Genomic DNA, 13,585 nt, shown 5'->3' with positions numbered 1-13,585 from the left:
CGACGTCCGTCGGCTTACGTCGGGCGGCCGGTGGGCAGAAGCGGCTGCCCGGTCAGCCGGTCATGGTCGTCGTCGACCGCGGCCAGCAGGGTCCGGAGCGCGCCGATCACCGAGTCCCGGGAGTCTCCCAGCCGGTCGAGGATCTCCCCCTCGAAGCGGGTCAGCTCGTGGAGGATCGGCAACAGCCGCTCCCTGGCGGCATCGGTCGCCTGCACCAGCGTGCTGCGGCCGTCCTCCGGGTTCGGGACGCGGACGACGAGGCCCGTGTCGGTGAGCTTGTGCAACCGCTTGGTGGTCCCGGCTCCCGACGTCCACAACTGGTCGGAGATCTCCGTCGGGCTGACCGGTCTTCCGGCTCGGAACAGCAAGGAGATGATGTCGAACTCGGCGCGGGTCACCCCGAGTCGCTCCAGCTCCTCATCGCTGCGCCGCTGCAGGATTCGGGCGATGCGCAGCACGCGAACGACGACCTCTGCCGGACTGGTGTCCACATCCGGCTCTGCCGCCGCCCACTGCGCTCGAATGATGTCAATCGCGTCTGCCACACCCCCAATATACTTCGCTGGCTAAGGAATAACCTAGCTGGCGAAGTACTTTTCTCTGTCAAGGAAGGGGTGGAAGGCGTGTCATCGGACTCTCAGCCGCGGCTTCGGGCCGGCGAAGCGATCCCGTATCCGGTCGACCTGGTGCGGCTCGGCCCGCACGCCGGGGCTCACCGTGTCGCGATCCGCCTGGCGATCTCGGCGCTCCTGCCCGTCATCGTGCTCTGTGCCATGGGCCACCAGGACTGGTCGGCCTACGCACTCCTGACTGCGACCGTCTCCATCTATGGACGCCGACGCCCGCCCGGAGTGCGACTTCGCATTCAGTGCCAGGTCGCGGTCGCCCAAGTGCTGCTGATCGTCGCCGGGGCGGCGCTGGCCACAGCGAGCGTTGCCCCGTGGGTCCTCGTGGTCTGCACCGCGGTCATCGCCGCCGCAGCCGCGGCGGTAGCGGACATCCTCCAATGGAACCCGCCCGGTGCTCTCTTCTTCGTGTTCGCGCTGGCCGTGTGCGCCAGCCTCCCCGACGGAACCCGGTCGAGTGTCCTGATCGCGCTCGCCGTCTCGGCGGCGTCCGCGGCGACAGTGCTTGCCGTGACCGCGTTGGACTCCCCGATCACGCATCCGAGCGACACGAACACGCCGGTCCCGGCACGGCTGCGCAATCCCGTCATCGCCGTTCAGGCCCTCGCGTGCCTGCTGGCCGCTCTCGCGGCCGGACTGACCGCGGCCGCCTTCGGTCTCGACCGGCCCTATTGGGCCATGGTCTCCGCTATCGCCCCGATCGTCGGAGCCACCACTTACGCGCAGATCTCGCGCGCCGGTCACCGCTTCGTCGGCACCATCGCCGGCATCGCGCCCGCCGGCTTGCTGTTTCAGATCCGCATGAGCCAGACGGTTCTGTTGGTCGTGTTGGTGGCCCTGATGGCCTGCACGGAGATGCTGGCGGCCCGAAACTATGCCGGCGCTCTGTTGTTCCTCACCCCGATGACCATCGGCATGGCGCTCGTCGGGGAGGGGGCGCCGTTGCCCACCCTGCTGATCGACCGTGGTGCGGAGACCGCGATAGGGGTGGCTGCTGCCGTGATCGCCATCCTGGCAACGCACCCGGTCCGCCACCCCCCGACGGCCGCGGGGTCCGCGGAGCACCCCGAGCCCGCCCCCGCATCTCATCCGCCCGCTTCAGCCGTCAGCCGGCCGCCGGCCGTTCACGGCCTGTCAGATCCTCGCCCCTTCCGGGGGCCCGGGGCTGGCAGGGATCCCGGTCGTTGATCTCCCGCCGGGCATCCGCGACGCCGGCCACCGCGGGTACCGACTCCGCCTGGCCGTCGACCCCCTTCGCAGTGATGGAGGGGCCGGTCGAGGATGGCGGTGGCGAGGACTACCCGAGGCCACCCGAGACCGAGGCCACCCGAGACCGAGGCCACCCGAGACCGAGGCCACCCGAGACCGAGGCCACCCGAGACCGAGGCCACCCGAGGCCACCGGAGACCGAGGCCACCCGAGACCGAGACCACCCGAGACCACCCGAGACCACCCGAGACCACCCGAGACCGTAGTGGCCGGCGAGAATCACGATGAATTCGCCGGCGGCCGGTGCCGGGTCTCCCGTTCTGGCCACCGCCCAGGCTGGTTCGCGTCCCTGAGCCTGTGGGTGATCCGCTCGAGCTGGTCGAGCTCGTCGTCGGTCAGCAGATCGACCATGTGCCGCCGGCCGCTCGTGACGCAGGCGCCCAAGGCGTCGTCGAGGGCGCGTTCTCCGGCCGACTCCACGCGCACCAGCGTGGCCCGTCTGTGCGACGGGTCGGGTGCGCGGCTGACCAGGCCCGCGGACTCCATCTGATCCACCAGTCGGCTGAAGCTGCTCGGCGGGAGGAAGACGCGGGCGGCGATCTCAGCCATCCGGGCTGTTCCCTCGGGGCTGCGGCGCAACCGGATCAGGGTCTCGAACCACTTCGCGGGCAAACCTGTCTCGTGCTCGATGTCCGCGGTGACCCGCAGCTCCAGATATCTCGACGCCTCGAACAGCAACCCCAGAGTGTCGACGATGTCGCGAGTGCGGCGCGTGGTCATGGGCCCGAGCCTAGCCGTCAAGTCTGGGAAAAACGGCGGCACAAGCAGTATCCTAACTTCCATATGGAAAACTTCCATATGGTTGACCACCCGGGAAGGCGACATCATGACCACGACCCCCACCGTCGGATCGCCGATAGATGCCAACGTCCGCTATGAGGGCTTCGACACCCTCTACGTGGGCGGGATGTGGCGTTCCGGCGGAGCGGGCCAGTACACCGACGACCTCGACCCCTGGACGGGCCACAGCATCACCCCCATCGCACGGGCCACCGTGCGGGATGTGCAGGAGGCGCTGGAGACCGCCAGGGACGCTCAGCGTGACTGGGCGAAGACGAGTCCGGGCCTGCGCGCACAGGTGATGCGAACAGCCGGCGACATCCTCACCGCCCGCAAGCAGGAGTTCATCGACTGGTCCGTCCGCGAGGTCGGATCCACCGTCGGCAAGGCCACGGTGGAGTGGGAGGTTGCCCGCGGAGAGGTCTACGAGGCCGCGTCGATGTCCTACCACGTCACCGGGCAGATCCTTCCGTCCGACATTCCCGGTAAGGAGAACCGCGTCTACCGGGCCCCGTTGGGGGTCATCGCCGTGATCAGCCCCTGGAACTTCCCGCTGAACCTCACGACCCGGTCGGTGGCACCGGCCATCGCGCTGGGGAACTCGGTGGTGCTCAAGCCCTCCGAGGAAAGCCCCGTCACCGGCGGTCTCTTCCTGGCCAAGGTGTTCGAGGAGGCCGGCGTGCCCGCGGGAGTCCTGCAGGTCGTCACCCATGCCCGCGAGGACGCCGGAGCGGTCGGCGACGCCATCACCACCAGCCCGATCCCGAGGTTCATCTCGTTCACCGGCTCCACCAACGTCGGCAGGGGCATCACCCGCAAGGCCGGAATCAAGCGGATGGCTCTCGAGCTCGGCGGCAACGCCCCCATCGTGGTCCTCGCGGACGCCGATCTCGACCAGGCGGTGGACGGTGCGGCCTTCTCGGCTTTCCACCACCAGGGTCAGATCTGCATGTCCGGCAACCGCCTCATCGTCGAGGCGCCGATCTTCGACCGGTTCGTCGACCGGTTCGTCGAGAAGGTGCGGTCGTTGCCGGTCGGCAACCCCGCCGACCCGTCGACGTTCATCGGTCCGGTCATCAACCGTCGTCAACTGGACGGCATCCTCGACAAACTGGAGCGGGCCCGCCAGTCCGGCGCGAAGCACATCCTCGGCGGTGAGCCCACGGGACCTTCCGGGCTGCTGCTGCCCCCGCAGATCATCGTCGGTGACAACGAGACCCCGACCGCCGCCGAAGAGGTGTTCGGCCCGGTCATCACGATCATCCGCGCTGAGGACGAGGCTGACGCGCTTCGGATCGCCAACGCCACCGACTACGGGCTGTCCAGCGCGGTCTTCACGGGCGACCTCGACCGCGGTGTGGTCTTCGCCCAGCAGATCGAGGCCGGCATGACCCACGTGAACGATGCCTCACCCGAGGGCGAAGCACACGTGGCCTTCGGCGGCGAGAAGGACTCGGGGCTGGGCCGGTTCGGCGGTCAGTGGGTTCTGGAGGAGTTCACCACCGTTCACTGGATCAGCGTCCAGCGCACTCCGCGCCACTACTTCGGCTGATCGCCACAGGCGCGGCGTGACCCGAGCGAGCCCGAAGGCGTCCGGCCGTCCTCGCGCCAAGGAGTGCCTCCGACCACGCCGACGGCAGTCTGCGGGTCGTCCGCCCCGAGCATGTCGCCTCGACCCCGGCCTTCGCCGGTCCCGCAACCGCGCCGACCGGTCTTCCCTGAGCCGGATCCCCACCGGTGAGACGAAATTGAAGGCTCCGTAGTCCGACCACATCCGATACCAGGGCCCAGATCGCCGGCCGACCGGCCAAGCACGGTGGAGCGCGGCGCGGCCCAACAACGGCCCGGCGCGCCTTGCACGTGCCGCAGCAGTTACCCGTTGGAGAACAGGAGCAGGTGAGATGCCGATCGAAACAGGCCAATCGGTCGAAGCCGTGCAGTCCGATCCGGCTTCCGTGATGATTACCCGCACCGTCCATCCCGGGCGCGAGGACGACTACAAGCACTGGCTGGTGCGGCTGATCAACGCTGCCGAGAAGTTCCCCAACAACCTTGGGACGGCAGTGCTCGCCCCGACGCCCGGTAAGTCGAACGTCTTCCGGCTCGTTCACCGCTTTACCGACCAGGAATCTCTCCGGGCGTGGGAGGACTCCGATATTCGCCATGCACTCTCAGCCGAGGCAGACGCGTTCTCGACCTCGCAGCGCCAGGCTGCGACCGGGATGGAAACGTGGTTCTCCATCAGTGAAGCTCCCGCGTTACCGCCACCGAAGAAGTGGAAGATGGCACTGGTGACCATCGGTGCTGTCTACGGGCTGACGGCGGTCATCATCCCGCTCGAGATGGCATGGGTGCCGCGATCCTGGTCGTTCTACTTGACCAACGTCATTACCAACGTGCTGATAGGAGGGTTGATGACCTACCTGGTCATGCCGACCGTGACGCGGGTTCTGCGACGCTGGCTGTACTGAGCGCCGGATCCCTCACCCTGTCGCAGCCTCCCGCCGGCCGCGGGTGGCCGTATCGAGCTCTCGTCCGGCGGTCTCGCCGGCATCCGCCAGGCTGAGGCAGTCCGCGGTCTTGGCGAGGTGCCGCGGCCGATCAAGTGCGGTTCGGGGCAGGCGGGGGCCCATCGCCCAGCCGATTGGCAAAGGCCACGTGCGGGTGCTGGAAATCGGCCCCGGAGCGCGTCGGGCAGAATCGGGGCCATGACGACCCCGGACCATCAGCCATCCGCACCGGACGCACCGGATCCCCAGTTCAAGGACCGGGTCTACCGGTCGCCCTCCGGTATCGCGGGCGGTGTGCTGCTGCTCGCGATCGTGGGCTGGCTCGGAATCGACGCCCTGGTCACCGGTGAGGGACGTACGCCGTGGGTGGCGCTGGCCTCGCTGATCTTCCTGGTCCCGCTGGTCGCCGCGTTCACCCTGCGTCCCGCCGTCTACGCCAACGAGCAGCGGCTGCGTATCCGTAACCCCTTCCGGGTGATCGTGCTGCCCTGGGGGACGGTGGAGACGTTCAAGTCGGGCTATTCCAACGAGGTGCTCGACACCTCCGGCACCAAGTACCAGGTGTGGGCCGTGCCCGTCTCGCTGCGGGCCCGCAAGAGGGCCGCCCGGCGGGAGGCGCGTGGGGAGAGCCGCGGGGCCGCGGACGCCGCCCGCGGCGGTCAGCAGCGCCATCCCGCGGCGGTGACCACCGGACCCGCCGGACCCGTACGCGCCCAGGCCGACCAGACCATGCACGAGCTGCGCGAGCTGCTGGAGGCCCGGGGCAAGGACCCGAGGGCACAGGGCGACGTGTCGGTGCGGTGGGCGTACGAGATCGTGGCGCCGGCGGTGGCCGGTGCCGTGCTGCTGGCGATTCTGCTCGCGGTGGGCTGACTCCACCTGCGCCACCTGCGCCACCAGCGAGGTCGGTGTCACCGGCGAGGTCGGTGAGACCGGATGGGCTGAGAGCGCCGGGGGAGGGGCGGGGCCCGCTGAGGTCGTCGACGTCGGCTGGGGCGGGGGCGCCCGGGGCGCGTGCTCGGTTCTCGTGAATTGGTGAGGCTTCGTATGGCATTTCGTGGCTCGACGTCCCCGCCCGTTTGAGGCGATGGGCGCGTCCGGCCGTACGAGAGGGCGGTACCTCGGTGGTGGCGAAGGTGGCCGGGCGGTCCGCGCAGGGGCGCTCGGTCGCTACTGTCACCACCTGTGCCTGCGCCGGTGTCACCACCGGCCATCCCACGTGATCCAGGAGTGCATGTGTCGTACGACGAGCCGCTGCGACTGCCCGTGGCCGCGATACCCGACGGCTGCCGGGACTGGTCGGCCGGGCGGGCGGCGGGCTGGTCGGCCGCGTTGCCGCCGCGCTGGACGTTCCTGCGGGTGCGCAGGTCGATCGCGGGAGCCGTGACCACGTTCGCGCTGTGCGTGGGCGCCTGGGCCGCGATGCTCGGCGGGCTGTGGCCGTTCGTCGCGGCGGCGTTCGCGGTGTACGTCCTGTGGGTGCTCGCACGGCCCGAGCTGGTCTGGGCCGGGGCGCCCGTCCTGCTGCTGGCGCTCGCGCTGGAGGCGCGGTCGCTGCCGTGGGTCGTGACCGGTGTCGTGGCGTTCGTCGTGGTGGTCACCTGGGCCGCCGTCGCCGTACGCCTGCGGGCTCGCGGCGGTCAGCTCGAACAGGCGCTGGAGGCCGCCGGGGACGGTACGGCACGGATCCCGGGCGCGGACGCCGTGGTGCGGCGCGGCCGGTTCCTGCTTCCGCTCGGTCTCGTGGTGCTCGGGCTCGGCGTGCTCACCGGCGCCACCGCGGGCCTGTGGGGCACGGTCGACGACGAACGCGGTTCCTGGGTCATGGCCTTCTACCTCGCCGGGCTCGCCCTGACCGCCCTCGTCTCGGCGTGGCTGGGCCGGCACCGGGCCCTCGCCCTGCGCCGGACCCCCGCGCCCGTCCTGCGCGTCCTCGTACGCGACGACGCCCAGGGCACCACGGAGGTGTACGCGGCCGACGACCTCGCCGCGGTGCGCCCCCTCTTCACGGTGGACCTGACGTCGCACGACGGTGAGGAGCCGGACGACGACGAGGACGACGAGGACGACGAAGACGCCGCAGCGGATCACGAGGAGCTGGAGCGGCTTCTCGACGCCGTGAACGACGACACCCCCGGGCCCGTCCGCGAGGCCGTCCTCTACGGCGCTCCCTTCGACGGCGCCGAGCTCGTGATCGTCAGCGCCGACGAGGACCCGGACCAGCCGCCGCTGACGGAGTGGTCGGCGGGGCCGGTCCGGCCGCTGTCGGCGAGCGCGGGCATGAGGCGGGTCGCCAAGGAGCAGGCCCGGGCGGCGCAGAGTCGTCAACTGGAGGAGCAGGCACGGGAGTTGGTCGTGGACCGGCCGCCCGTCCCGGTACGCCGGTGGCGTGCGGGCTGGCTGGACTGGCTGGCGGCCGCGCTGCTCGTGCAGTGGGGTGTCTGGATGTGCTGGGTCTGGTTCACGGACTCCGGCCGGCCGATCTGGGAGCTGGCCGCCGTCCTGGCCCTCGGTCTCTACGGTGCCGCCCGCGTCCCCGTGAAACTCGCCTGGCGCATCACCGCCGACCGCTCGGGTCTGTGGGTCACCGGGCTGCGCGGCCCGCAGCACGTTCCCTGGGACGACATTCGCTCCGTACGCCGCCGGTCCTTCGAACTGAAGCTCCGCTGGCGGGGCGACGACTGGTCGGTCGCGGCGCCGCGCTGGGCGTGGTTCGAGCGACGCCAGGGCCTGGTCCATCCGTACGACGCGCTGGCGGCCGAGCTCACGGCCATGCGTACGGACCCCGCGCTGCGGCCCACCGGCGAGAGCACCGCACCCGAACGCGGCCGTCCGCTCTGGCCGTTGGCCGTGCTGCTGGCGCTGGTGTGGGCGGCGGTGCTGGTGGTGTGGGGCTGAGGAGAGCGAGAGTGCGAGACCCAGAGCGCGAGGTGGAGAGCCGGTCCGGCCTCTGACGCCTCGCCGCTGACCGGTATGTCCGACAGAGGTCCGTGATGGAGGCCGCGATGGGGACCGCGATCGAGGCCGCGATGGGGACCGCGATCGAGGCCGCGATGGGGGCCGTGATGGTGCGACCCCCGTCGGGCATCCGCCGGGTCTTCAGATACCGGCTGCCGCCGCGAGATCCCGCTTGATCGCCGCCAACAGCTCCGTCGCCTTCGCGCGGGCCGCCGGGAGGCCGGCGTGGGTGCCCACCGGGACCACGACCTCCAGGTAGCACTTCAGCTTCGGCTCCGTACCGCTCGGGCGGACGATGACGCGGGCGCCGTCCAGCGTGTAGCGCAGGCCGTCCGTGGGCGGGAGCGTGTCCGTGCCCTTCGTCAGGTCCTCGGCCTTCGTGACGGACAGGCCCGCGAGCAGCGTGGGCGGTTGCTCGCGCAGCCGGCGCATCGCGTCCGAGATGAGGGACAGATCGTCCACGCGGACCGAGAGCTGGTCCGTGGCGTGCAGCCCGTGCTCGACCGCGAGGTCGTCGAGGAGATCGAGGAGGGTACGGCCCTCGGACTTCAGCTCCGAGGCCAGTTCCGTGATCAGGAGGGCCGCCGTGATGCCGTCCTTGTCCCGTACGCCCTCGGGGTCGACGCAGTAGCCCAGCGCCTCCTCGTAGCCGTACCGCAGGCCCTCCACCCGGGCGATCCACTTGAAGCCCGTCAGCGTCTCCTCGTACGCGAGGCCCGCCTTCCCGGCGATCCGGCCCAGAAGGGAGGACGAGACGATCGACTCCGCGAACGTGCCCCGCGCGCCACGGCGGACGAGGTGCTCGGCGAGCAGCGCACCCACCTCGTCACCGCGCAGCATGCGCCAGTGACCGCCGTCCCGGTCGTCTTTCACCGCCGCCGCGCAGCGGTCCGCGTCCGGGTCGTTCGCGATGATCAGGTCGGGGTCGGTCTCACGGGCCTTCGCGAAGGCGAGGTCCATCGCGCCGGGCTCTTCCGGGTTGGGGAAGGCGACGGTGGGGAAGTCCGGGTCGGGCTCGGCCTGTTCGGCGACGAGGACCGGTTCCGGGAAACCGGCACGGGCGAAGGCCGCGAGGAGCGTCTCCTTGCCGACGCCGTGCATGGCCGTGTAGACCGTGCGGGCGGTACGCGGGGAGCCGGCGGCCAGAACCGCGTCCGTACGGGCCAGATAGGCGTCCAGGACGCCGTCGTCGAGGGTCTCCCAGCCGCTGTCCGGACGGGGGACGTCGGCCAGGCTCGCGATCGCGGCGATCTCCGCGGCGATCTCGGCGTCCACCGGGGGCACGATCTGGGAGCCGTCGCCGAGGTAGACCTTGTAACCGTTGTCGCGCGGGGGATTGTGGCTGGCCGTCACTTCCACGCCCGCCACCGCGCCCAAATGCCTTATGGCGTACGCGAGTACGGGCGTGGGGAGGGGACGGGGGAGTACGGCCGCGCGCAGGCCGGCGCCGGTCATGACCGCCGCCGTGTCGCGGGCGAAGTCGGCGGACTTGTGGCGGGCGTCGTAGCCGACGACGACGAGGCCGTCCGTCTGTCCCTTCGCCTTGAGATACGCGGCGAGGCCCGCGGCGGCGCGGATGACGACCGCGCGGTTCATGCGCATCGGGCCCGCGCCGAGTTCGCCGCGCAGGCCCGCTGTGCCGAACTGGAGGGTGCCGCTGAAGCGTGCGGTGAGCTCCGCGGTGTCCTCGGCGTCGATCAGCTTGGCGAGTTCCTCACGGGTTTCCGCGTCGGGGTCCTCGGCCAGCCAGGCCTTGGCCCGCGCGATGAGTCCGTCCTGCACGTCGGGTCAACCTCTCTCTTTGTCCTGGTGTCCTGGAGTCCTGGCGTCCTGTGTACCCGGTTTCTCGCCCCCGCCGCCCCTACCCTCCCCCACTCTCGGCTTCGCTCGAGCGGGGGGACCCCCACCGTCCTTTCTGGGGGCTCCGCCCCCAGACCCCCGTATCGGCCTGAACGGCCTCGTCCTCAAACGCCGGACGGGCTGAAGATCAGCCCCTCCGGCGTTTGCGGAGCGGGGGGTTCGGGGGGCTGGCCCCCGAGTAGTGACGGGAATGGGTAGGGGCGGCGGGGGCGAGAAACCTACAGCCGATCCAGGACCTGGGTCAGCAACGCCCCCATCCGCGTGGCCGAGTCGCGGCCCGCCTGGAGGACCTCCTCGTGGTTGAGGGGCTCGCCCGTCATCCCCGCGGCGAGATTCGTGACCAGCGAGATACCGAGCACCTCCGCCCCCGCCTCACGCGCGGCGATCGCCTCGAGCGTCGTCGACATTCCCACCAGATCCGCCCCGATGACCCGCGCCATCCGAATCTCCGCAGGCGTCTCGTAGTGCGGCCCGGGGAACTGCGCGTACACCCCTTCCTCAAGCGTCCCGTCGATCTCCTTGCACAGCGCCCGCAACCGCGGCGAGTACAGATCCGTCAGATCGACGAAGTTCGCGCCGACGATCGGCGACGCCGCCGTCAGGTTGATGTGGTCGCTGATCAGGACCGGCTGCCCGGGACGCATGCCTTCGCGCAGCCCCCCGCAGCCATTGGTCAGCACGATCGTCTTGCAGCCGGCGGCCACGGCCGTACGGACGCCGTGGGCGACGGCGGCGACACCGCGGCCCTCGTAGAAGTGCGTGCGGCCCAGGAACACGAGCGCGCGCTTGTCGCCGATCTGGTACGAGCGGACCTTGCCGCCGTGGCCCTCGACCGCCGGCGGCGGGAAACCGGGCAGCTCGGTGACCTGGAAGTCGGCCGCGGGGTCGCCGAGGGCGTCCGCGGCCGGTGCCCAGCCGGAGCCCATCACGAGGGCGACGTCGTGGGTCTCGGCGCCCGTCAGTTCCCGTACGCGCGCGGCGGCGGCGTCGGCGGCGGCGTACGGGTCGCCCTGGATGTCGTCCGGAAGAAGAGATGCGTTCACGCGCACGAGGGTAGCCGGTCCGGGCCTACGCGCGTAGATGGTGATGGTCACCGGATTGCGATCGTTGTCTTGTTGTTTCCGCCAAGGTCGCCGAGGGCGACCGGGGTCGCCGAAACCGTCAAGACCTCCGAAGCCATCAAGCCACCCGGGACCGCCAAGCCTTCCGCGGCCGTCGAGCCAGCTGAGTCGGTCAGGCCATCCGAGACCGTCGAGGCATCCGCGGCCGTCAAGTCAGCCGAGACGTCAAGCCTTCCCCGACCGTCGAGCCTTCCGAGGCCGACGAGCCAGTCGAGGGCGTAAAGCCTTCCGCGGCCGTCAAGTCAGCCGAGACGTCAAGCCTTCCCCGGCCGTCGAGCCATCCGCGGCCGTCAAGCCCTCCGAGGGCGCCGCGGTCGGCGAGGCCGTCAGCAAGGGCGCTTGCGCAGCTCCATCACGTAGTCGTGCGGGGCCCCCGCCGATTCCGCCGCGTCCGCGATCTCGCCGAGGTAGCGGGCCGAGGGGAGCCCTCCCTCGTAGCCGTTGAGGACGTACACCCACGCCGCCTCCTCGCCCTCCAGCGTGTGGATCCGTACCCGCATCCGCCGGTAGACGTCCAGGCCGACGCCCTCCCAGCGGTCCATGGACTCCTCGTCCGGGGGCGCGATGTCGTACAGGGCGACGAAGACCTGCGAGCGCGGGGCCTCGACGATGGTGGCCAGTGCGCCCTCCCAGCCCATGTGCTCGCCGCCGAACGTCAGCCGCCAGCCGTTCAGCCACCCCGTGGCGCGCAGCGGCGAGTGCGGAGCGCGGCGCGTCATGAGCCGCGGGTCGAGATTGCCGGCGTACGCGGCGTAGAGCGACATGGATCGAGAGTACGGCAGCGAACGCGTACGCCTCTCCCGTAACCGGAGCACCGGGATTCCGTGATCCCTGCCCCATGGGCGGCCCATGGGGCACCCGTCGGCAGCCCGTCGGCGCCCCCCGGGGCGGAAGCACCTTGAGGCGTGCGGGAGAATGGAGTACGTGACTCGGATCGTGATCATTGGCGGCGGACCCGGCGGATACGAGGCGGCCCTGGTGGCCGCCCAGCTCGGCGCGGAGGTGACCGTCGTCGACTGCGACGGTCTGGGCGGTGCGTCGGTGCTCACCGACTGCGTGCCGTCGAAGACCCTGATCGCGACGGCCGAGGTGATGACCACCTTCGATTCGTCGTACGAGGAGCTGGGGATCATCGTCGCCGATGACACTCCTCACATCGATACGCCCGCGCGGGTCGTCGGTGTCGACCTCGGCAAGGTCAACCGTCGTGTGAAGCGGCTCGCGCTCGCCCAGTCGCACGACATCACCGCCTCGGTGACGCGCGCGGGTGCCCGCGTGCTGCGGGGCCGCGCACGGCTCGAAGGCATGCAGGCCCTGGACGGGTCGCGCAAGGTCGTCGTCCGGGCCGCCGACGGCAGCGAGGAGACCCTCCTCGCCGACGCCGTGCTCATCGCCACCGGCGGGCATCCCCGCGAGCTGCCCGACGCGCAGCCGGACGGGGAGCGGATCCTCAACTGGACCCAGGTCTACGACCTCGACGAGCTGCCCGAGGAGCTCATCGTCGTCGGGTCCGGTGTGACCGGTGCCGAGTTCGCCGGTGCCTACCAGGCGCTCGGCTCGCGCGTCACGCTCGTCTCCAGCCGCGACCGCGTGCTGCCGGGCGAGGACCCGGACGCGGCGGCCGTCCTGGAGGACGTGTTCCGGCGGCGCGGGATGAACGTCATGGCCCGCTCGCGCGCCGCGTCCGCCAAGCGCGTCGGCGACCGCGTCGAGGTGACGCTCGCCGACGGCCGCGTCATCACCGGCTCGCACTGTCTGATGGCCGTCGGCGCCATCCCGAACAGCCAGGGCATGGGTCTCGAAGAGGCCGGCGTCAAGGTCCAGGAGTCCGGGCACATCTGGACCGACAAGGTCTCCAGGACCACCGCCCCGGGCGTGTACGCGGCCGGTGACGTGACCGGTGTCTTCGCCCTCGCCTCCGTGGCCGCGATGCAGGGCCGGATCGCCATGTACCACTTCCTGGGTGACGCGGTCGCCCCGCTGAACCTGAAGACGGTGTCGTCGAACGTCTTCACCGACCCCGAGATCGCCACCGTCGGCTACTCCCAGGCGGACGTCGACGGCGGCGTCATCGACGCCCGGGTCGTGAAGCTGCCCCTGCTGCGCAATCCGCGCGCCAAGATGCAGGGCATCCGCGACGGCTTCGTGAAGATCTTCTGCCGCCCGGGCACCGGTATCGTCGTCGGCGGTGTGGTCGTCTCGCCGCGCGCCTCGGAACTCATCCACCCGATCTCGCTCGCCGTCGACAACAACCTGACCGTCGAACAGATCGCGAACGCCTTCACCGTGTACCCGTCCCTGTCGGGCTCGATCGCCGAGGTCGCGCGGCAGCTGCACACCCGCAAGACCGAGGGCGAGTCCTGACGCCGAAAGGCGATTCCCCGCTGGTCACGGGATCGTGGGGCATTTGGTGACGGGGAGTCGCCGACCATTCGTACGGCATAGGCGTGGCGATTAGGCC

11 protein-coding genes are annotated in these 13,585 nt (G+C 70.7%); 6 read left to right on the top strand and 5 right to left on the bottom strand.

What is annotated here, in order from left to right:
• Positions 1-14 precede the first annotated feature (14 nt).
• The gene (locus tag OHA11_RS16445; RefSeq protein WP_266496905.1) at positions 15-545 is read right to left on the bottom strand and encodes a MarR family winged helix-turn-helix transcriptional regulator; all 531 of its coding nucleotides are present in this window, start codon (positions 543-545) and stop codon (positions 15-17) included.
• Between the two features lie 78 nt (positions 546-623).
• Here OHA11_RS16445 and OHA11_RS16440 point away from each other — a divergent pair, with 78 nt between their 5' ends.
• Positions 624-1,814, top strand: coding sequence for an FUSC family protein (locus OHA11_RS16440; protein ID WP_266496903.1), 1,191 nt, complete (start codon positions 624-626; stop codon positions 1,812-1,814).
• 300 nt (positions 1,815-2,114) lie between these two features.
• Here the strand turns inward: OHA11_RS16440 and OHA11_RS16435 are convergent, their stop codons facing one another.
• Complete coding sequence (locus OHA11_RS16435) at positions 2,115-2,615, bottom strand: MarR family winged helix-turn-helix transcriptional regulator (protein WP_266496901.1); 501 nt, start codon at positions 2,613-2,615, stop codon at positions 2,115-2,117.
• A gap of 106 nt (positions 2,616-2,721) precedes the next feature.
• On the opposite strand from OHA11_RS16435, the gene OHA11_RS16430 reads away from it, so the two are divergent.
• The 4 genes from OHA11_RS16430 (at position 2,722) to OHA11_RS16415 (ending at position 8,083) form a co-directional block, all read left to right on the top strand.
• Positions 2,722-4,227 (top strand): aldehyde dehydrogenase family protein, encoded by a 1,506-nt coding sequence (locus tag OHA11_RS16430; RefSeq protein ID WP_266496897.1) that lies wholly within the window; start codon positions 2,722-2,724, stop codon positions 4,225-4,227.
• Positions 4,228-4,576: 349 nt separating this feature from the next.
• A complete protein-coding gene (locus OHA11_RS16425) occupies positions 4,577-5,146 on the top strand; it encodes an antibiotic biosynthesis monooxygenase (protein WP_266496894.1) in 570 nt (189 codons plus the stop codon).
• A 237-nt stretch (positions 5,147-5,383) separates the two neighbouring features.
• Positions 5,384-6,058 (top strand): PH domain-containing protein, encoded by a 675-nt coding sequence (locus tag OHA11_RS16420; protein WP_266496891.1) that lies wholly within the window; start codon positions 5,384-5,386, stop codon positions 6,056-6,058.
• A gap of 363 nt (positions 6,059-6,421) precedes the next feature.
• On the top strand, positions 6,422-8,083 hold the full coding sequence (locus OHA11_RS16415) for a hypothetical protein (RefSeq protein WP_266496888.1): 1,662 nt from the start codon (positions 6,422-6,424) through the stop codon (positions 8,081-8,083).
• Positions 8,084-8,284: 201 nt separating this feature from the next.
• Here OHA11_RS16415 and OHA11_RS16410 read toward each other — a convergent pair whose 3' ends face one another.
• The 3 genes from OHA11_RS16410 to OHA11_RS16400 all read right to left on the bottom strand — a co-directional run bounded on the left by OHA11_RS16410 (position 8,285) and on the right by OHA11_RS16400 (position 11,888).
• The gene (locus OHA11_RS16410; protein WP_266496886.1) at positions 8,285-9,925 is read right to left on the bottom strand and encodes a phospho-sugar mutase; all 1,641 of its coding nucleotides are present in this window, start codon (positions 9,923-9,925) and stop codon (positions 8,285-8,287) included.
• A 296-nt stretch (positions 9,926-10,221) separates the two neighbouring features.
• Positions 10,222-11,046, bottom strand: coding sequence for a purine-nucleoside phosphorylase (locus OHA11_RS16405; RefSeq protein WP_266496883.1), 825 nt, complete (start codon positions 11,044-11,046; stop codon positions 10,222-10,224).
• 404 nt (positions 11,047-11,450) lie between these two features.
• Entirely contained in the window at positions 11,451-11,888 is a 438-nt protein-coding gene (locus OHA11_RS16400; RefSeq protein WP_055615596.1) for a gamma-glutamylcyclotransferase, read from the bottom strand.
• 151 nt (positions 11,889-12,039) lie between these two features.
• On the opposite strand from OHA11_RS16400, the gene OHA11_RS16395 reads away from it, so the two are divergent.
• Positions 12,040-13,488, top strand: a complete 1,449-nt coding sequence (locus OHA11_RS16395) for an NAD(P)H-quinone dehydrogenase (RefSeq protein WP_266496879.1) — start codon at positions 12,040-12,042, stop codon at positions 13,486-13,488.
• The last annotated feature ends 97 nt before the right edge of the window (positions 13,489-13,585 follow it).

Origin of the sequence: Streptomyces sp. NBC_00878 (genome assembly GCF_026341515.1) — a bacterium.
In the GTDB taxonomy this organism is placed as follows: domain Bacteria; phylum Actinomycetota; class Actinomycetes; order Streptomycetales; family Streptomycetaceae; genus Streptomyces.
Note: the sequence above shows the minus strand (reverse complement) of the source record. Positions and strands in the feature narration are given on the sequence as shown.